This is a genomic window from Roseivirga thermotolerans, from assembly GCF_014653175.1.
In the GTDB taxonomy this organism is placed as follows: domain Bacteria; phylum Bacteroidota; class Bacteroidia; order Cytophagales; family Cyclobacteriaceae; genus Roseivirga; species Roseivirga thermotolerans.
On record NZ_BNAG01000002.1, the window covers coordinates 764,239 to 784,341 of the forward strand.

Here is a 20,103-nt window from a genome sequence, read left to right on the forward strand (position 1 = left end):
GATCCAACCAATAACAGATTCACTGCAACTTTCACTTTCAGTGAAGATGTAACCGGATTTACCATTGGTGATATTACCTTAAACAATGCGACAGCTTCTAACTTTACGGCTACCAGTGCCTCGGTTTATACGGCCGATATCACACCAACAACTGACGGAACGGTGACCATAGATGTAGCAGCAAATGTGGCGCAAGATGCGGCTACTAATGGAAACACGGCCGCAGTACCATTTAGTGTTCAAGCAGACTATTTAGCTCCAACCTTAGTCATAGATAGTGGAGTAAATGGTCTTACCAATAAGGCCTTTACTACCACTTTCACTTTTAGCGAGATTGTAACCGGCTTTGCGGTTGATGATATTGTTATTGGAAATGGTGCCGCTTCGAATTTCAATCAAGTAAGCCCATTGGTGTATACAGCGGAAATTACGCCAACTACTGATGGAATGGTTACGGTTGATGTAGCAGCAAATGTGGCTCAAGATGCTGCAACCAATGGCAACTTAGCTGCAGCACAACATAGTGTAATGGCAGACTTTACGGCTCCGGAGGTGAGTATTGGCAATGTTCCGACAGAGCTAAATGATTTTAACCCTTTTAGCCTCACCTTCACCTTTACGGAAGAAGTGGTTGGCTTCGAGTCTTCTGACCTTCAACTTACAAACGCACAATTAATATCCTTTGAAACAACCGATAACCTTGTTTTTAAAGTCTCACTTTCTGCTATTACAAATGATGAAGTGATAGTGGCCATGTTGCCAAATACATTGATGGACCTTGCAGAAAATGCTTTTGTACGTACTGAGCAGCTAGTTATTGCTTTCAATAGTTTGCCAACAGACATTACACTATCTGTCCTAACCATTGATGAAAATAATGCCATAGGAGATGAAATTGGCCGATTGACTACTGCCGATAATGATTTGGCCGATGTGCATACCTACAGCCTGGTACCAGGCGCAGGTGCTGAAGACAACAATGCCTTTGGCATAACCACCGACAAGCTACGAGCAGCAGAGCCTTTCAATTTTGAAGCTAAGTCTGACTATACCATACGAGTAAAGACCAACGATGGCAGAGGCGGAACTTTTGAAAAGGTCTTTACCATCACTGTCAACGATGTAAACGAACAACCCACGGATATTTTTCTGAGCAATCAAATCATTGAAGAAACAGATGATGAGCAAGTATTGGTAGGCTTGTTCAGTACTGAAGATCAGGATGTTGGTGATAGTTTTTCTTATGAGCTAGTAGAAGGTAATGGAAGCACACACAACGCCAGGTTTGCCATTGTGGGAGATGAATTGTTCACCTCCCAAATGGTAAACTTTGAAGAAACAGAGGTACTTCACATTCGTGTCAGGGCAACTGATTCTGGTGGTCTGTACCATGAGAAAGCCTTGGAAATTGCTGTAGTAAATATTGAATCGGAAGAAATAAGAGACTTTACCAAGGATAGACCTGATGCGAGAATTAAAAACTTCTTCACTCCAAATGGAGATGGTAAAAACGATACCTGGGTGGTAGACGACATTCAGGATAATCCGAATAATCAGGTGAAAGTCTATAGCCAAAACGGGCAGCTGGTATTCAGTACCCATAACTACCAAAACAACTGGAGGGGTACTTTCAAAGGAAAGCCATTGCCAAGCGGTACGTACTACTACGAGATAAATATTGCAAATGGCATGTCAGTAATTAGAGGAACCGTGTTGATTTTAACCCGATAAGCAAGAATGATGAAGCATTTAAAGAAACTCATTTTATGTTGTTTGCTTGTATTGCCGGGTGTTGTTTTTAGTCAGCAAGTGCCTCTCATCAACCAGTATTTTGCGCAGCCTGCACTGGCATACCCATCTGCTGCTGTGCTTCAGGATAAAGCGCAATTAAGCCTGTTATACCGGGGGCAATGGTCGGGAGTAGATGGTGCTCCGCAGGTTTTTTCGCTCAGTTTTGCCAATCCATTCAGGCAAAAGTGGGGTTACAATGTGAGTATAAACAGCTTTGAAACGGGGCTATTACGCCAGACTAAATTGAGTGCAGGTTTAGCTAAGGCTTGGCTTTTAAATCAACATAGATTTTCAGTAGGAGCAGAAGCAGCACTTTCACTTTTCTCTTTAGATGACAGCAGAGTAAGCGTTGAAAGTATGGACGATGAGCTCATCAGAAACCTGTTGGGTAGCAATGGCTCATCCGCCAGTTTAAACCTGTCTCTCTCGTATCAATACAAAGGCCTTCAAATAAATGCTTCGGTACCGAATGTTATTAATGAAAGCCTTTCTAATGATGAATATGTGCAGCTTTCGGATAACACCAATGCCGATTACCTAGTGGGTGTGGGCTACCAATTTTCGCTAGATCAGATGGGGAACATTACTCTTACCCCAAATATAACCTGGCGATATCAGGAGCTATTTGGTAGTGCAGTAGACATACTTGCCCTGTTCGAGTGGCAACACAAGTTTCAGCTTATGGCGGCTTATCGCGATGGTTATGGCTTGAATGCGGGAATAGGTGTACGGTTGAAACCAAACATTCGCTTTACCTATAATTACGACTTTGGGAAGAAAGAAACGCCAATTATCTCGAACGGCTTTAATGAGGTTGGTCTACATTTTATATTCAATAAAAAAGCTGGTATTGATAAGCAGGAGGCTTTAAGTCGAGAGGCAAACCGAATAATTGATCGATTAAGGGCAGAGGAGATATATGACAAAAACCTTATCTCAATAGAAGATCAGGAAACCGTTGTGCATTACTATGCAAGCTTGCACAGCGGCAATAAAAAAGAAAGAAGAATAAAAGGTGAAGCCGATTTTGATAAGCTGCTGGAAGATATCAGGCAAAAAGGGCTTGAAAGAATGAGGGCCGAAGCAAAGGCCAGAGCTGAGGCGGCTAAAGAAGAGAAAGAGGCACAAGAAGTCGCACCTGTACCTGCTCCAGTAGTTACTCAAGAACCTGAACCGGTGGAAGAGCCAAAAGAAACACCAAAGGTTAAGGGGCGCTACATTTTGGTGGTAGCAGCCTACAACCCGGGAAGTCAATACGCCAAAGTATTGGTGGATAAATTAAAAGACACCTATCCTCAAGCCGGTATTTATAGCAATGAAGTGCGTGGATATGACTATGTATATGTTCTTGAGTTTGAAGATAGGAGCAAGGCCGTTTCAACCATGCTTAAACTAAGGTCTAACGGAGAGTTTACTGACGGTTGGGTGCATGTAATAGAAAGGATAAATAATTGAGTTCGGCTAATGAAGTACCTTTTGTATTTGATCAATAAGAAAGAGGAGGTCCCTGAAACCTGTTTTTGCTGCAGACAGGCAAGCTCAGTGTGACTCTCATCCAGTTTTGAGACAGCCTCTACGTTTATGAGCCATGCACACGAGAGGCGGCCAATGGTAATCCAATTTGGCCTTTACCTTCCCTCAAGAATATTTCTGAACTCGGCCAGTGCCGCACCGGTTCCAATAACGGTAAGCTGATCGCCCAGAAGCAAATGCGTATTGCCATGAGGAATAAAAACTTCTCCACCCCGCTTTTGTATAACCAACGATCCGGTAGGAGGGAATGCGACTTCTTTCACCAGCTTGCGGTTAATTGCTTTGTTACTGATCGTTATTTCTTCAATTCGGTACACATCGAAACTGGTCGATAGAGAATCGATAGCATTAGGCCGCAATACAATATCTTCTATATGTCCGGCCATTAGCTCTTCATGATCTACCGTTTTAATTCCCTCAAAGTTATTGTCAACCAAATCATGAGTGACCGATTGTTTTCGGGTAATGATTTTACTATGCTTTAGCTCATTCTTTAAAAAGGCCGTGAGCTGTTGGTTTAGCAGGTTAGACTCTGTGAGCACAATTACCAAATCGCCACTGTAAATTTTTAATGATGCCAAAAAGTGCGTTGAGAGTGGTTTTACTACCTGATAAGGAAGGCTTTTGCCATCGAACTGCTGAATAATTTCATCGCGTTGAAGATAGGTGGTAAAAGAAATATTGTGCAGTTTAAAACGCTCAGCGAGTAGTAAGCTGGCTCTGCTTCCGCCCAGTATTATCACCTTTTTGTGCTCCTCATCCTTGCGGTTCATAAGGTTATAGACCATAGGAGCAAGCAAACAAGTAATGATGGAAGCGGTTACAATTGCCGCATTTTCCGACTCGTCCAGCACGCCCAAGGCAAGACCAATTTGAGCTCCGGCAACAGTTTCACCCAACCTTGCCGAAAGTAAACTACCTCCTGAAATAGCTTTTTTTAACCCAAAAAGGCGTACCAGGCTTAGGGCGGGTATGGTTTGAGTTACAAAAAAGCCCGCCACCAGAAGCAAGATAAACCCATATGATTCACCAATTTGGTATAGACTGGAAACATCCAGATTAATACCCACATTGATAAAGAAAATTGGAATGAAGAAGCCGTAGCCCATACCATCAAGCTTAAAAAGCAAGGCCGACCGATCTTTTGTAATGAACAAGCTCAACAAAAGTCCGGCAAAGAATGCCCCTAAAATAGGTTCAGTTTCTACCACCGTGGCAATTACCACAAAGGCAAAAAACAAGGCCACGGCACCCCTAACTTTAATTTGGTTTGCTGCATGCTCCAGCCGATAGATTACCTTCTGAAAAGTGCGTAGGCGGTTGAGCTTTTTTCCGATAGCATGAAACACCAAAAATGCAATGAATATGAAATTAAAAAGCAGCAGGTCGAAGTCGAGCCCGTTTTTAACATAGCCGGAATAAATGGAAATAAGGAGTATACTCAGGAGGTTGGCAATACTGCCCTGCATGAGTAAAATCTGACCAAACTTGCGCTTAATTTCTCCACTCGATTTGAGAATAGGAACCGTAATACTTATACCTACCGTAGGGAACAAAAGCGCGTAGAAAACTACGTTGATATCGTGAAAACGGCCTATGAGCCACAGAGCCGGAAAAGATAAAGCCAGGGTGCCAAGATAAATACCCATGGCCAGCATGAAGGTATTGCTTAAAATGGATTTAAGCTTGAAATGAAAGGCCGAAAGCGAACTGATGATTTTGTTTACATCGATTTCCAACCCTACCAGAAATATAAGGAATAGGAAGCCCGTATTAGCCAAAAACTCCATATAGGGAGTTTCTCCCACCCAGTCCAGCACAAATGGCCCGATCATTACCCCCAAAATGATTTCTACAATCACTGAGGGAATCTTGCCAATCTCTAGCCAGGAGAGTATCAAAGGAACGCCCCAGGCTATGGCAAAAATGAGAAGTAAAGGGTAGTAGTCCAGATGATGCATGCACTGAGCATTTAAGTGAATGGGAAAAATACATATTTATCTTGTTTCAAGAGCATCATTTGGCATGAAACCACAGAATGATTTTCTTATTTTGCTTTGCCAGCGGCACTGGCTATATTCGGTAATCCATTGGTTTAAAGCACAAAAACATGCATAGAGCTCTGCTGGCCATTTGTCTATTTTTTTCTGTTGTGTCGTGGGGCCATGCTCAACACTCGGTGGCTCGTGAGTGGAATGAAAGACTTCTTCATTCCATTAGAAACGATTTGGCACGGCCAACCGTACACGCCCGAAATCTTTTTCATCTGTCTGCCGCCATGTACGATGCATGGGCCTATCTTGACCCCGAAGCAGAGCCCTATTTATTGGGAAAAACCGTCAATGGTTTTAGCTGTACCAGCCCAGCTCTGGCATCGCTCGATAAATCATCGCTCGATATCGAAGAGGTAATCAGTCATGCAGCCTTTCGCCTGCTTAGTCATCGGTTTCAAAAGTCACCGCGATACACCAGTTTGTATAGCCGTTATCGCAGCCTCATGACCTACATGGGCTACAATCCCGACAATAACAAAGTGGCGCTCGATGGTAGTTCGGCTGCTTTTGGAAACTTCATTGGTCAATGTTATATCGATTATGGCCTGCGCGATGGTTCCAATGAGGTCAACGACTACGCCAATCAATACTATGAACCTATAAATCGCCCGCTTGCACCCATGCTCAGCGGCAATCCTTCCATTACCAACCTCAATAGGTTTCAGCAGTTGGCATTAGATGTATTCATTGGTCAGAGTGGCTTTAGTAGTGGCGACCTTCAGCCCTTTTTGAGCCCGGAGTGGGGCAACGTAATGCCTTTTGCCCTCAACGAAACAGATCGAGTGCTCAAGAAACGGGATGGTCAGAACTATTGGGTTTATCTGGATCCGGGTCCGCCACCAATGTTCGATGACTTTGATAACGGAGGGCACGATTTCTATAAATGGAATTTTAGTCTGGTATCTATTTGGAGTGCACATTTGTCTCCTTGGGACAACGTGATGTGGGACATTTCTCCGGGAAGTATTGGCAATGCCACGGAATTGCCAGAAACCTGGGACGATTACAAGGAATTTTACAAACGTAAACAGGGGGGAGATGCCGGTAGTGGCCATGCCCTAAACCCCAAGACGGGTGAGCCTTATGCCCCTAATATAGTGCCCAGAGGAGACTATACGAGAGTTTTGGCAGAGTTTTGGGCCGATGGTCCGGATTCCGAAACACCTCCCGGGCACTGGTTCACTATTCTTAATTATGTGAGTGATCATCCCGAGCTACAGAAGAAGTATAAAGGAGAGGGGCAGGTTCTTGACGATCTGGAATGGGATATAAAGGCCTATTTTGTGCTTGGAGGAGCCATGCACGATGCCGCAGTAGCGGCCTGGAGCGTTAAAGGATTCTACGATTACATACGACCTATTTCGGCTATCAGGGCCTTGGCCGATTTGGGGCAGTCGTTCGATACACGTTTTAATAGCTTTAACCGTCAGGGCTTTACCTATGAGTATAATTTTATAGATGTGGTAGATTATGACGATCCTTTGCTGGGCTTTAACCAAAGTGGCTTGGGTAAAGTGAAGGTGAAAGCCTGGCGCGGGCCTCTCTATATTCCGGAGCCCCGAACCGATATGGCGGGAGTTGATTGGATATTTGCTGAAGATTGGTGGCCTTACCAACGACCTACTTTTGTAACCCCCCCGTTTGCAGGCTATGTGTCTGGTCATTCTACATTTTCAAGGGCAGCGGCCGAAGTACTGACTCTCTTAACCGGTGATGAGTATTTTCCGGGTGGAATGGGCGAATTCATTGCCCGAAAGAATCAGTTTCTGGTTTTTGAAGAAGGCCCTTCTGTCGATGTAAAACTTCAATGGGCAACCTATCGCGATGCTTCTGACCAAACCAGCCTTTCAAGAATTTGGGGAGGAATTCACCCACCCGTAGATGATATTCCGGGAAGGAAAATGGGTATTAAAATAGGGCATAAGGCCTTTGAGTTTGCCGAGCGCTTTTTCAATGGAAAGGTACCCCGAAGATTTGGTATAAACCACTTAAGCCTGGAAGCTGCTCCAAATCCTGTTCAGCGTGGCGAGTTACTCACCTTGTCGATCTTCAGAGATGTAGAAAATTACCGCTTTATACTTCTGGAAGCCAATGCCGGAATGGTGGAAGATGTTCGTATAACCAAGCAAGATGGTAAAGTAACTATTGATACTTCTACTCTGGCTCCGGGGCTGTATATATTGAGAGTAAACAACGGAGCTGTGGCTCAAAGCATTCGCTTTATTGTGCAGTAGGCTAACGGCTCGAAAGTAGAGACTCCTCAATCAGGCCAAGGAATTGGTGCATACGGTCAGGCGTATCGAAATGATGCCGAAGCGTTGCGCCTTTTAGCGTTTTTATGTCCAGATCTTCGTGTATAAATGCCAGTATAACTATAGCCTCCAGTAGGCTGCCAAGGGAAGAGGGGTGAAAACCATCATGCCCGTACAAGTCAAAACCAGCGTTGCTCTCATGTATGTGCTGCCAAACAGTTCCCAGGGCTATGAGGTCTGCTTTATTGGAATCGGCCGCCTCTGAATAGTTTTTCACTACCCCGTCAAAAGTATGGTAGTAAGTTAAGGAGGGCCATACCATAAGGTATACCGGCTTTGCCTGGTGTTTTTCAGAGAGCTTTGCCAGTTGTCTCCCAAAGCGAAAAAGCGTTTCCCGACCATAGGCCTGAGAAGAAGGTCCCTGTTGAAAAATCACAAAGTTGTAAGTGTCTTTGGCAAGTTCTTTAGTGAGTTGTTTGTCGTTGAGGTGATCTTCCAGTCCATAATTGGGGTAGCAAAGGCAATGCGTAGCGAGTGAATGTCCGTTTTCACGTGCTAGAGCCTCTAGTATTTGAGGCATTTTGTTAGAATAGGTGAGACTGTTGCCAACGAAAAGCACCTTTTGCGCACAAAGTTCACCCGAAAGGAGGTGAAAACCGGTAAGCAGTACGAGCCAATACTTTCTCATCCCTTTACAAACATTCAGAACACTTTGTAACCCTTACGGTGATTGGGAGTCATTAACATTATTAAGACTACGTTTAGGACTTTTATATATTTTGGCTACATTTAAGACTTAAATAAAAAACATACCATGGGAAAGTATTCAATAGGGGAGTTCGAAGAGGTTCTCTTGCTTACTGTAGCCATACTGTACGACAATGCCTACGGCATATCGATTAAGGAAGAAATTGAGGATCGGCTCAATAGAAAAGTGAGTGTAGGAGCCATGCGTACTGCTCTTAGCCGCCTGGAAAAGAAGGGGTTCCTTCAGTCAGAATTTGGTGAGGCAACGGCCATTCGAGGTGGTAAAAGAAAACGTTTCTATAAAGTAACTCCTTATGGCAAAAAGGCTTTGGAAGAAGTGATGGAAAACCGAAAGAAACTTTGGGAGGCTATTCCTTCTGTAGCCTTTGACTTTAAAGCTCTATGAAAAATCAGCCGCCCAATCTATACCCTCCCTCATTGGCCATCCGGCTTTTACGATGGTTTTGTGAGCCTGCCCTGTTGGAAGACGTGGAGGGAGATTTGGAAGAGCTGTTTTCCAACCGCCTGAAGAATGGTCGTAGGCGTGCCAAATGGTTGTTTTATTGGGATGTACTCCTGCTATTCCGTCCGGGAATTATTCGCGAAATCAGAATTTTTAAAGGTCAAACTAATCATATTATGTTCAAAAACTACATTAAAATAGCCTGGAGAAACGCCATGCGCTATAAGGGTTACACAGCTCTAAATTTATTGGGGCTTATTGTGGGTATGGCTTCCAGCATACTCATTTTGTTATGGGTGCAAGACGAGCGAAATGTGAACGCCTTCCATACCAACGGAGATCAAATCTATCAGGTATTTAGGAACATGCGCCAATCCAATGGTCAGGTAAACACGGGCACTTCTATTCCAAAGCCGTTGGGCGATCTGGTGAAAAGCGAATACACAGAAGTGGCTGAAGTAGCCTGGCTGAGCTGGTCTCTGCCAATGGATATTGCCAGAGACAACCAGGCCATTGAAGAATCTGGTAGGTTTGCCAGTCCCGAGGTTCTTACCATGTTTTCGTTCGAATTGCTGTTGGGAGATAGCCAAACAGCCCTCAATTCTCCATCGGGTCTGTTAATTTCTGAACGAGTAGCCGAAAAGCATTTTGGGCCCAACTGGCGAAACGAGGCTATGGGGCAGGTATTTAAGGTAGAAGAACAGTTCGATGTGCAGGTGACAGGAGTTTTTCGTTCTCCGGGTACAGAATCAACCCTCGACTTTGAGTGGCTTTTGCCGGCACAGGCCTATTTTGCGGCCAATCCGTGGGTAGAAGACTGGGGCAATGGTGCTTTTGAAACTTACCTTTTGATACCCGATACCGATAAAGTACAGGCGGTGGCAGATAAAATCCGCATGGAAATAAAGAAGCACACCCAGGGCAACCCCAACGCTGGCGATGAAGAGCTTATAATTCATCGGTTTTCAGATACCTACCTCTATTCGGCTTTTGACAATGGTGTAGTATCGGGTGGGCGAATTGAATACGTACGGATAATGACGATAGTAGCCATCTTCATCTTGCTTGTGGCTTGTATTAACTTTATGAACCTTACCACGGCCCGGTCAAGTCGCAGGTCTAAGGAAATTGGTCTGCGCAAGGTTATGGGAGCTGCCAGAAAGTCAATTCGTACTCAATTCTACTTAGAGGCTTTTCTTCTTGCAGGCTGCGCGGTGGCTGTTTCTGCCGTTGTGGTGGCGTTTCTTTTACCGTTGTTCAATGAACTGGTAGGCAAAAGCCTGGTGTTGAATTTTGAAGCTCCCGAAACCTGGTTTTTTCTCATGGGTCTCATTTTTGGTGTTGGGCTTCTTTCCGGTACTTACCCTGCACTGCTATTGCCCACATTCAATGTTATTCAATCCATGAAAGGTGGAGTGGTGAAGCAGTCCGGTTTTGCCTCTTATTTTAGAAAGGGGTTAGTGGTCTTTCAATTTGCCATTTCTACCTTGCTCATTATTGGAACTACCGTTATTTACCGCCAAATCGATTTTGTGCTAAACAAAGATCTGGGGTTGAATAAAGACAATTTATTGGCGGTGAGTTTAGAAGGTGACTTGGCCTCCAGGTTGGAGACCTACAAAAATGAATTGCTCAGGCTACCGCAAGTTACCCATGTATCGGGAGCTTCGGGCAACCCGCTCAACTACGGCCGCTCAACCAGTTCGGCCAATTGGGAAGGTAAAAACCCTAACGAAGGCTATGAGGTAAACGTGATGCTCACCGATGAGCATTTTATTGAAACTACGGGTATGGAGATTCTTGCCGGCCGTAGTTTTTCCAGTCAACTTCAGGATTCAACCAATTTCATTATCAACGAAGTAGCGGCTGAACTTATGGGCTTTGAAGACCCCATTGGCAAGAAGCTCTCTTTTTGGGGAATTGATGGTAAGATTGTTGGAGTGGTTAAGAACTTCCACATGAGAGATCTTTATGAGCCTATTGCTCCGCTTATTATTACCTGCATATCTCCGAGTAATTCTTCGATTGTTTTGATAAGAACAAATGAGAATACTTCCGATGCCCTGGCGGCCATAGAGCAAGTAACCCAATCGCTAAATCCGGGAGAAGATTTTCGCTATCAGTTCATCGATCAGGCCTATGCTGAGAGCTACGAAGCCGAACAAACCATGCGTACCCTGGCCAATCTATTTGCTCTGGTATCTATTGTTATTTCTACCCTGGGTTTGCTTGGTTTGGCTTCTTATTCGGCAGAGCAGCGATCTAAGGAAATAGGAGTACGTAAGGTCCACGGGGCTTCTGTTATTCAAGTGTTGCTGCTGCTCTCAAAAGACTATGGAAAACTAATTTTAATGGCCTTTGTATTGGCAGTGCCCTTTGGCTACTACTTTATGCAAAACTGGCTAAACCAGTTTGAATTCAGAGAGGCACTCAACCCCGTGGTGTTTTTATTTGCAGGAGTTATTGTAATGAGTATAGGGGTCCTTACGGTAGCGGCCAAATCATATCAGGCAGCTTCTGTCAACCCGGTCAAGTCGCTCAAAGAGGAGTGATAGATATCTTTATTAAACACAAAAAGTCCGTTAGTCCTATTGTCCTTAACCTGATCTAACGGACTTTTTCTTTAAGAATCCCTTTCTAATTCCAAAGGCCTTGCTTAATTAGTGTCTTATTGTAAACACAGATGACATTCGTTTTGCTGGCTGGTCTGGGACTGGTAATCTACTTTACCTTCAATAGTAAAAATGGCATTGTTCACCGTGTCAAGGTTGTTTATCCGCCCAATTGGCAGCAGCTACTGGAAGAGAAGGTGAGCTACTACAGGCAGCTCAGCGAACCGCTGAAGAGGCAATTTGAGAAAGATGTACAGGGCTTTTTGGCCAGAGTTACCATTACAGGGGTAAAAACCGAAGTAACCTTTACCGACAGGCTTCTGGTAGCCAGCAGTGGGGTGATTCCCTTATTCGGTTTTCCGGCATGTACCTATCGCCATCTCAATGAGGTTATACTTTACCCTACTACTTTTAACCGTCAGTTTCAGCTCGATGATCCAGACGAAATGATTACCGGAATGGTGGGTTCTGGTAAAATGGAGGGGAAGATGATTCTTTCTAAACCGGCTTTGCATGAGGGCTTTGAAAACGACCATGAAAACACCGCACTACATGAATTTATTCATTTGTTTGATAAGGAAAATGGGATGATAGACGGGGTACCCCCCGGCTTTGAAGACCGATCGTTTGCCATGCCATGGATCCAGTTTGTACACCGAAAAATTAAAGAAATAGCTGAGGAGCGGTCAGACATTAGAGCCTATGCGGCCATGAGCCCGATTGAGTTTTTTGCCGTAGCAGGAGAGTACTTTTTCGAGCGTCCTGAGCTAATGCGTCAGCGACACCCCGACTTGTATGAACTGCTTACCAAAACATTTAAGCAACAACCTCACCGCTTTTTAAAACAATCATAATGGTATTATGCCACACAACAGGCCATTTTTCGGTTAGATTGTGATGCGCTGAGCAAAGGTGTTTTTCGATCGAACAGGAGATTTTGGCATCTTCATTCTTCCACTAACATAATTTATAGTCCAAAAGCAGTTGGAGCACAATATTTTTGGTTTGATGAGAAAACTGTGCGCGACTATTTTTTTGGCGTTAGGGCTTTGTGTAAACCTGCTGAACGCTCAGGGAATTGAGATTAAAAGAACCGATACGCCTATTGTGATTGATGGAGCTATTGATGAACAATGGTCTCTGGCCGACTCGGCCTATAACTTCATGCAGTACTTTCCTATGGATACGAGCCTGGCCCGTTCCCAAACGGTGGCCAAAGTGCTGTATGATGACCAGTTTATTTACGTACTGGGTGTTATGAAGAACCTTTCACCGGAACGCAATTATATAACTCCCAGTCTTAGGAGAGACTTTTTTGGAGATGCTAACGATTCGTTTTCTTTTCTAATCGATACGTTTCAAGATAATACCAATGCCTTTATTTTCGGAATTAACCCGTTTGGGGTAAGAAGGGAAGGCCTGATTGTGAATGGTGGTAGTGGGCGCAACTCCTTCAGTATGGATTGGGATAATAAATGGAGAGGCGAGGCTCAAATGTATGGAGACTATTGGGTGGCAGAAATGGCCATACCATGGAAAAGCATTCGATTTAGCGAAAATCAAAGCCAGTGGAACGTAAACTTTTACCGGATTGATAGTGAAGAAGCAGAACGTTCTACCTGGTCGCCTATTTCGCGCAACTTTAGCATTATCAATCTGGCCTCTCTGCGTAAGATGGACTGGGATACTCCAACCAAAAAACCCGGATCGAATATATCTTTTATACCCTATGTGGCTGCTTCGGCCAGTAAGGATTTTCAGAACGGTGATGGTTCTCAAACTACGTTCGATGCCGGTTTTGATATGAAATACGCGGTGACTTCCGGGCTTAACCTTGACCTGACCGTAAATCCGGATTTTTCGCAGGTAGAGGTAGATCGACAAGTAACCAACCTGGATCGGTTTGAGATATTCTTCCCGGAGAGAAGGCAGTTTTTTTTAGAGAATGCCGATTTATTTGCCAGCTACGGCAACAACGGTACACGCCCTTTCTTTTCCAGGAGAATAGGAGTAGCACGCGATGAAAGTACCGGCCAAAATATTCAGAACCCCATTCCGGCTGGCTTGCGACTTAGCGGAAAAGTGAACAACAACCTGAGGTTGGGGCTATTGAGTATGCAGGCCGGTGAAAACGATGAGGCCGGCTTGCCTTCATACAATTACTCGGTACTTTCATTGCAGCAAAAAGTTCTGGCAAGGTCCAATGTTTCTTTCTTGTTCGTGAACAAACAAACCTTTGCCGATATTACAGAATACGACCCCAGGCTCTACGCCAAATGGAATCGTACGGTGGGAATGGACTATAACCATGCTTCGGCTGACAACGTGTGGAATGGTAAACTGTTTTACCATCAATCGTTCGAAGAAGCAAAAACAGACGATTCTTTTGCCTCCGGCTTTGAGGTAAACTACGATGTACCCAAGTGGTCGTGGCGAATGTCAGGTCAAATGGTTGGAGCCAATTACAATCCGGAGGTAGGTTTTGTAAGGAGAAGAGACATTCGCCAGCTCAATAGTACCGTTCAATATGCCATATTTCCTAAGAAAGGCCCTGTGCAGCGGCACGGGCCGGGTTTTGATTTTGACATGGTCTGGAACGAAACATATGGGTTTTTGGATTGGGACATGAACATTCTGTATGATGTGAATTGGAAAAGTTCGGCCCGTTTCAGTGCTCGCCTTCGCAGGCAGTACACCTATCTTTTCAATGGTTTCGACCCCAGTGGTTCCGGTGGTCTCAGATTGCCCAGTGGCACGGGGTATCATAACAACATGATCATTGCCAGCTACAATTCGGACCAGCGTAAGGTGCTATCGTTCGACTTGCGTACGCGCTCCGGAGAGTACTTTAACGGAACACGGATTAACCTGGAAGGAGGGATTAACTTTCGCTATCAACCGTTGGGCTTTACCAGCCTGAGTTTTGCCTATAACAATATAAAATTACCCGATCCGTATAATGATGCTGTCTTGTTCCTTATTGGGCCGCGTTTCGATTTCACCTTTACCAAATCTCTTTTTTGGACCACATTTATTCAATACAATACACAGATTGAAAACCTAAACATTAATTCGCGCCTGCAGTGGAGATTTGCTCCGGTTTCCGATTTCTTTTTGGTGTATACCGATAATTACCTGGCTACAGACGATGAGGGATTTATTAATCTGGGGCCTTCTAAAAACCGTGCCTTGGTGTTTAAACTTACTTATTGGCTTAATTTTTAGCCGCGAATAATTTTTACCTGGTCTTTGCCGGAGGTATTAAAAACAAAAGAGAACGGACTGTTTTCAGCCCGTTCTCTTTTGATATATCTATTGAGAAACAAGACTCTCTTTAGTTGCCTTTTTTAGCCGGAGTGTTGTACGGAGGTACGGTTACTTTAGGTGTTGGATTGGCCTCAAGCAAGCGCAAAGCTTCTTGCACGGCTCTTTCCAGTTGAAGGTCTCTACCATCAGTAAGTGCTCTGGCCGTCTGCCTTACATTTATGTCGGCAGGAACTCCTTCGTTTTCTGCTACAAACACATTGTTTATGGGGTCAAACACGGCATTGTCCGGTGCTGTGAGGGAACCTCCGTCAACCATGGCGTAGTGGGTCGATGATTTGACCAGGCCACCCCAGGTTCTGGCTCCAATGAGTGGCCCGGCTTTTTGCTGTCGGAACACCCAGGGGAAGAAATCTCCTCCTGAGCCGGCCAGTTCATTAATGAGCAATACCTTAGGGCCTAAAATGCCAGCCGGGAGTCTGAAAGGTCGGCCATTAGGAACCTCGTTGGTAAGCCCTGCTCTTAGCGAGCGGGTCATTAAGTCTACCATATAGTCATCGAGCAGGCCGCCTCCATTAAATCGTTCATCAATTACAGCACCTTCTTTATCTTGTTGAGCAAAGAAATAGCGGTTAAAGTTGACGTAGCCACCACCACCGGTATTGGGAACCCACACATAGGCCAGGCGTCCGTTAGAAAGTTCGTCTACCTTGCGTCTGTTATCTTCAACCCAGGCTCGCTGGCGCAAGGCATTTTCACTTCGAATGGGCTCAACCACTTCGGTCCAGGAGCCTTCAAAGCTTGGTTTGTCATTGATATGAATTATCGTCTGTTTACCGGCTGTGCCATCGAGCAACTGCTGTGGGTCCTGGCTGGCATCTAACTCATTACCGTTAACTCCCACCAGGTAGTAGCCGGTTTGTACTTTAATACCCGGCCTATCTAACGGACTGGTAAGCCCAGGATTCCAGCTTTCAGTGGTGTATATACGTTCTATGCGCCAATGGTTTTTGTCAATGGTAAAATCGGCCCCAAGAAGCCCCATACTCGAGCGTTCAATGTCGGGATAGTCGCCACCGCCAACAAAACTGTGTCCTACAGAGAGCTCGCCATTCATTTGGTCGAGAATATAGTTGAGGTCATCCCGGTGTTTTACGAACGGAATTAGTGGAGCATAGCGGTTGTACACCGTGTTCCAGTCGCGGCCATGCATGTTCGGGTCATAGAAGTAATCTCGCTCATACCTCCAGGCTTCTTCAAAAATCTGCTGCCACTCCTGGGAACGATCGAGTTTCATTTCCAGATTGACCGAAAGAGTCTCACCACCTTTTCCGCTTGGGCCACCGGTATTGGTTACAGACCATCGGCCACCAGAGCGAACCAACATTTTTTTGCCATCGGCCGAAATGCTGAATTGATTTACCCCGGTAAGGAACTCATCGGCCTTTCTTTTGTCAAGAGAGAACTTGTGCAGTGTGAGGGCAAAACTGCCTGCGGGCCTTTCGGCCAAAAACACGCTGCCGGAAGGGCCTGCGGCAGTGGCCACATAATTGCCGGTAGGTAGAGGGAGGGCTATGGTACGCCTGGCAATATTTTCGAAATCAATACGAATACCTTTGTCTGCTTCAGTTTTCTCTTCTTCTTTCTTACCTGAATCTTCTTTGGTTTCTTTTTTTACTTCCTCTTCATCGCTTTTCGGTATAAATGGCGACTCCTGATCGTTTTGAAGAACTACCACATAAGCGGCATAGCTTGGGTCGGCTGTCATGGAACTGGTGTTAGCCCACCCGGAGCCGAGGGCTACATCGGTGCTGGCCAGGAAGTAGAAGTGCTTCTGGTCGTTGTCCCAGGCCGGAGAAAAGGCATCGGCAAAATCGTCAGTCAGTTGGTTGATGCTGTTGTCCTCACTGTTCCATACCATTATTCTTCTAAAGTTGTTGTTGCCTGATTTGGCATAGGCCAGTTGCCTGGAATCCGGAGACCAAACAATGCCGGTTGAGCCTCTCTCCAGATTATTTCCACCCACATCAATAGTTTTAATCTCTCCATTCTCCACATTCAATACTCTGATTCTTACGTCATCGTCTACAAATGCAATGTGTTTGCCATCGGGCGACCAGGTAGGCTCCCAGGCTAGTTTAGATTCACCAATACTAAAACTGGTGGGGGTTGAAAGTCCGTCCTGATCTGTAAAATAGATGCGGTAACCTTTTCCGTCCATATCAGAAAACCAAGCAATTTTATCGCCTTTTGGCGACCATATAGGTCTCCTGTCGGCAGCATCTGAAGATTGGGTTAAGTTTCTGGGGTCTCCAAATTCAACCGGAACAGTAAAAATTTCTCCTCGAGCCTCCATAACGGCACGTTTTCCGGTAGGGGAAAGCGATACGCTGGTGGCTCGGTTGGTTACATTTTCCCATTTGGTTTCGGCCCAGGGAAAATCACCTACTACAGTAATGTTGAGTTGAGAGGTATTGCCGCTGGCTGGGTCTACCAGGTGTAGATAACCGTTTTGTTCAATAATCAGCTGGCCATTGGCTCCGGCATTCAGGTATTTTACATCGGTGCCGCTAAAACGGGTGATTTGTTTCAGGGCTTTACTGCGCGTGTCATAGGCCCAAACGTTCATGGTCCAGTCTCGGTCGGAAAGAAAATAGATGGTATTTCCTATCCATAGGGGTTGAATGTCTACTGTTCGCTCTTCGTGAGGCAGTAGCTCTTCCGACTGATTGGCGGGGTTAAGAATAATAAGTGGGGTGTTTTGGCCACCTCTGTAGTTTCTCCATTCAGAGTCCCAACGGCTCATTTTGTCTACCACCAATTGTCTGCCGTTGGGTGAGAAGGAGGCATCGTAGCCCCATTGATGAGAAAGCAGGGTAGAAGGACCACCTTCTACAGGTACCGTCCAGAGTCTGTTGAAAGAGGTGGGGGCACTTTCTCTTGAGCTGGCATACAAAATCTTGCTGCCATCGGGAGACCAACCCCTTACATAAGCTGCCGAAGGGTGCCAGGTTATGCGTCTGGGAGTGCCTCCGTTTTTAGACACTATATAAATGGCTGTATTGCCCGACCGATTGGAACTAAAAGCAATCCATTGACCGTCTGGCGACAGGTGAGGGTTGCTCTCTATGGCCGGGGTACTGGTTATTCGTTTTACATTTTGGCCATTTGTGTCTGCAATCCACACATCGGAACCATAGGTAAATACTATGTGCTGATTGCTCATGGAGGGTTCTCGCAATAGCCTTGTGCCTTGGGCGACAAGGGCGGGTGCCAGGCAAAGCCACAATAAAAGCAGAGTGGCGATGCGGTAGGTTGAGTTTTTCATGGGCTTTTGTTGTCTTGTTTTGATCGATTCTTTAAAGTAATCAATTCTTGGCTCAGTAACCTTAAGGCTATGGCAAGCGGACAACAGAAGTGATGAGCTCGAACCTTTTAGTGGAAGAAGATATAGGAAATAATAATGGCTGCTATAATTCCTGCAAAGTCGGCTACAAGTCCTGCTCCGGCTGCATAGCGCGTGTTTTTAATTTTTACAGCTCCAAAGTAAACAGCTAGCACATAAAAAGTAGTCTCAGTAGAACCTTGTAACACTGAAGCTACTTTACCGGCAAACGAATCTACTCCCAGAGCAGGGTTATCAAATACATCGAGCATAGCGGCTCTTGCTCCTGATCCACTGAGTGGCTTCATCCATGCAACTGGCAATGCATCTACAAAGTCAGTATTGATACCCAAAAATTCAAAGAACAGTCTGAAGCCATTATTGATAAACTCAAGTGCGCCTGAAGTTCTGAACATACCAATGGCCACCAATATGGCAATAAGGTAGGGGATAATTTTGATGGCTACATTAAACCCGTCTTTTCCTCCTTCAATCAGAGCTTCGTATACGTTCACTTTTTTACGTATGGCCATGAGTATGAATACCACTACAATACCCAGTAAAATAATGGCTGCGGCTACTCCTGATATGACAGAGACCTGTTCCTGGGGTATGGAGCTAAAGTACCACAAGGCTGCTGAGATGAGTAAGGTAAGGCTTCCTAAGTAGCCTAGAATAACTTTATTGAATAGGTTGATTTTTTGAATAATGGCTACGGTTATCAGCCCTATAAGCGTAGAAAAATAAGTGGTTAAGAGTATAGGAATGAAAACATCGGCAGGGTTTAGTGCTCCCTCGGTGGCACGATAGGCCATAATGGAAACCGGAATGAGGGTGAGCCCGCTGGTGTTGAGTACCAGAAACATAATCTGGGCATTGGTAGCCGTTTTTTTATTGGGATTGAGCTCTTGCAGGCCTTCCATGGTTTTGAGTCCCATGGGAGTGGCTGCGTTGTCCAGGCCAAGAAAGTTCATGGAAAAATTCATGAGCATGGGGCCAAACACAGGGTGATTCTTAGGTATTTCGGGGAAAATACGGATGAATAGTGGGCTAATGAGTTTAGACATTATAGCCACCACACCGCCTTTTTCGCCTACTTTCATAATGCCCATCCATAGGGTAAGAGCTCCCGTGAGTCCAATGGAAATTTCGAAGCCGGTTTTGGCCGTATCGAAGGTGCTTTGAAGAATGGCAGGAAAAACCGTAGTATCGCCAAAAAATATCAGCTTAATGAGGGCAACAACAAATGCAATAAGAAAAAACGCTATCCAAAAGTAGTTAAGAGCCATAGCACAATCTTAGCCAAATAAATTTAAAATATGTACTGCCGCCAGGCCGGCCGTTTCGGTACGCAGACGACTTTCTCCCAAAGTTACTTTTCGATAGCCTGAGCTTATGGCTTGCTGAAGCTCTTGCTCCGAAAAATCACCCTCGGGACCAATAAGCACTACTGAGTGCTGACCGGGTTCGACCAATTCTCGCAAATGAATGGGATTGTCAAAGTCTACATAGGCAATATAGCGGTGGGGAAGGTCACAATGGCTTAAAAAGCTCTGTAGCTTAACCATTTCATCGATTTGAGGGAGCCTGGCTTTGAGCGATTGCTTCATGGCACTGACCGCTTTTTTTATCAGTCGGTCTGTTTTTAGTACGTTGCGTTCAGCATTTTGGCAGAGTACGAAACTGATTCGATCTACCCCAAACTCTACGGATTTTTCAACAAACCACTCAATCCTATCGAGATTCTTTGTGGGAGCTATGGCTATGTGCCGAAAGCCATCACGCTGTTTTTCTTTTTCGGTTTCAAGAACCTCAAACCGACAGCGTCTGAAATTGGCTTCTGTTATGGTAGCCGTAAAGAAATGCCCTTTTCCGTCTACCAATCGCAGTAAATCACCTTCAGTCTTGCGCAGTACCTTTATGGCGTGGCGCGACTCTTCCGGGTCGAGTTCTGTGACTCCGTTCAGTACATCGGGTTGATAAAACAATTGCATGGGTAGTG

Annotated in this window: 12 protein-coding genes; 7 read left to right on the forward strand and 5 right to left on the reverse strand. The window is 45.1% G+C overall.

Going from position 1 to position 20,103, the window contains the following annotated elements:
* Together IE164_RS09290 and IE164_RS09295 are read left to right on the forward strand one after the other, a co-directional pair.
* The coding region (locus IE164_RS09290) for an Ig-like domain-containing protein (protein ID WP_189629937.1) at positions 1-1,731 on the forward strand (1,731 nt) is incomplete at its 5' end.
* Positions 1,732-1,737: 6 nt separating this feature from the next.
* Entirely contained in the window at positions 1,738-3,246 is a 1,509-nt protein-coding gene (locus IE164_RS09295) for a PorP/SprF family type IX secretion system membrane protein (protein WP_189629938.1), read from the forward strand.
* Positions 3,247-3,419: 173 nt separating this feature from the next.
* On the opposite strand, the gene IE164_RS09300 is transcribed toward IE164_RS09295, so the two are convergent.
* A complete protein-coding gene (locus IE164_RS09300) occupies positions 3,420-5,285 on the reverse strand; it encodes a cation:proton antiporter domain-containing protein (protein WP_189629939.1) in 1,866 nt (621 codons plus the stop codon).
* Between the two features lie 149 nt (positions 5,286-5,434).
* Between IE164_RS09300 and IE164_RS09305 the strand changes: the two genes are divergently transcribed.
* Positions 5,435-7,612, forward strand: coding sequence for a DUF6851 domain-containing protein (locus tag IE164_RS09305; RefSeq protein WP_189629940.1), 2,178 nt, complete (start codon positions 5,435-5,437; stop codon positions 7,610-7,612).
* A gap of 1 nt (position 7,613) precedes the next feature.
* On the opposite strand, the gene IE164_RS09310 is transcribed toward IE164_RS09305, so the two are convergent.
* Positions 7,614-8,318, reverse strand: a complete 705-nt coding sequence (locus IE164_RS09310) for an SGNH/GDSL hydrolase family protein (RefSeq protein WP_189629941.1) — start codon at positions 8,316-8,318, stop codon at positions 7,614-7,616.
* Positions 8,319-8,444: 126 nt separating this feature from the next.
* Here IE164_RS09310 and IE164_RS09315 point away from each other — a divergent pair, with 126 nt between their 5' ends.
* The 4 genes from IE164_RS09315 to IE164_RS09330 all read left to right on the forward strand — a co-directional run bounded on the left by IE164_RS09315 (position 8,445) and on the right by IE164_RS09330 (position 14,677).
* Positions 8,445-8,783, forward strand: coding sequence for a PadR family transcriptional regulator (locus IE164_RS09315; protein ID WP_189629942.1), 339 nt, complete (start codon positions 8,445-8,447; stop codon positions 8,781-8,783).
* Positions 8,780-11,392: an ABC transporter permease gene (locus tag IE164_RS09320; protein WP_189629943.1), complete on the forward strand. Its 2,613-nt coding sequence runs from the start codon at positions 8,780-8,782 to the stop codon at positions 11,390-11,392. The genes IE164_RS09315 and IE164_RS09320 overlap by 4 nt, the downstream gene beginning before the upstream one ends.
* 131 nt (positions 11,393-11,523) lie before the next feature.
* Complete coding sequence (locus IE164_RS09325; RefSeq protein ID WP_189629944.1) at positions 11,524-12,306, forward strand: M90 family metallopeptidase; 783 nt, start codon at positions 11,524-11,526, stop codon at positions 12,304-12,306.
* Positions 12,307-12,460: 154 nt separating this feature from the next.
* The gene (locus IE164_RS09330; RefSeq protein ID WP_189629945.1) at positions 12,461-14,677 is read left to right on the forward strand and encodes a DUF5916 domain-containing protein; all 2,217 of its coding nucleotides are present in this window, start codon (positions 12,461-12,463) and stop codon (positions 14,675-14,677) included.
* A gap of 109 nt (positions 14,678-14,786) precedes the next feature.
* Here the strand turns inward: IE164_RS09330 and IE164_RS09335 are convergent, their stop codons facing one another.
* From IE164_RS09335 to IE164_RS09345, 3 genes are all read right to left on the reverse strand, one after another.
* Positions 14,787-18,044, reverse strand: coding sequence for a S41 family peptidase (locus IE164_RS09335; protein ID WP_189629946.1), 3,258 nt, complete (start codon positions 18,042-18,044; stop codon positions 14,787-14,789).
* Positions 18,045-18,151: 107 nt separating this feature from the next.
* Positions 18,152-19,390, reverse strand: a complete 1,239-nt coding sequence (locus IE164_RS09340; RefSeq protein ID WP_189629947.1) for a spore maturation protein — start codon at positions 19,388-19,390, stop codon at positions 18,152-18,154.
* 9 nt (positions 19,391-19,399) lie between these two features.
* On the reverse strand, positions 19,400-20,095 hold the full coding sequence (locus IE164_RS09345; RefSeq protein ID WP_189629948.1) for a 16S rRNA (uracil(1498)-N(3))-methyltransferase: 696 nt from the start codon (positions 20,093-20,095) through the stop codon (positions 19,400-19,402).
* Between the last annotated feature and the right edge of the window lie 8 nt (positions 20,096-20,103).

Bases quoted from the DNA above. Each gene is read 5' to 3' on its own strand.
- IE164_RS09295 (WP_189629938.1), top strand. From the start codon at position 1,738: ATGATGAAGCATTTAAAGAAACTCATTTTATGTTGTTTGCTTGTATTG.
- IE164_RS09300 (WP_189629939.1), bottom strand. From the start codon at position 5,285: ATGCATCATCTGGACTACTACCCTTTACTTCTCATTTTTGCCATAGCC.
- IE164_RS09305 (WP_189629940.1), top strand. From the start codon at position 5,435: ATGCATAGAGCTCTGCTGGCCATTTGTCTATTTTTTTCTGTTGTGTCG.
- IE164_RS09310 (WP_189629941.1), bottom strand. From the start codon at position 8,318: ATGAGAAAGTATTGGCTCGTACTGCTTACCGGTTTTCACCTCCTTTCG.
- IE164_RS09315 (WP_189629942.1), top strand. From the start codon at position 8,445: ATGGGAAAGTATTCAATAGGGGAGTTCGAAGAGGTTCTCTTGCTTACT.
- IE164_RS09320 (WP_189629943.1), top strand. From the start codon at position 8,780: ATGAAAAATCAGCCGCCCAATCTATACCCTCCCTCATTGGCCATCCGG.
- IE164_RS09325 (WP_189629944.1), top strand. From the start codon at position 11,524: ATGACATTCGTTTTGCTGGCTGGTCTGGGACTGGTAATCTACTTTACC.
- IE164_RS09330 (WP_189629945.1), top strand. From the start codon at position 12,461: ATGAGAAAACTGTGCGCGACTATTTTTTTGGCGTTAGGGCTTTGTGTA.
- IE164_RS09335 (WP_189629946.1), bottom strand. From the start codon at position 18,044: ATGAAAAACTCAACCTACCGCATCGCCACTCTGCTTTTATTGTGGCTT.
- IE164_RS09340 (WP_189629947.1), bottom strand. From the start codon at position 19,390: ATGGCTCTTAACTACTTTTGGATAGCGTTTTTTCTTATTGCATTTGTT.
- IE164_RS09345 (WP_189629948.1), bottom strand. From the start codon at position 20,095: ATGCAATTGTTTTATCAACCCGATGTACTGAACGGAGTCACAGAACTC.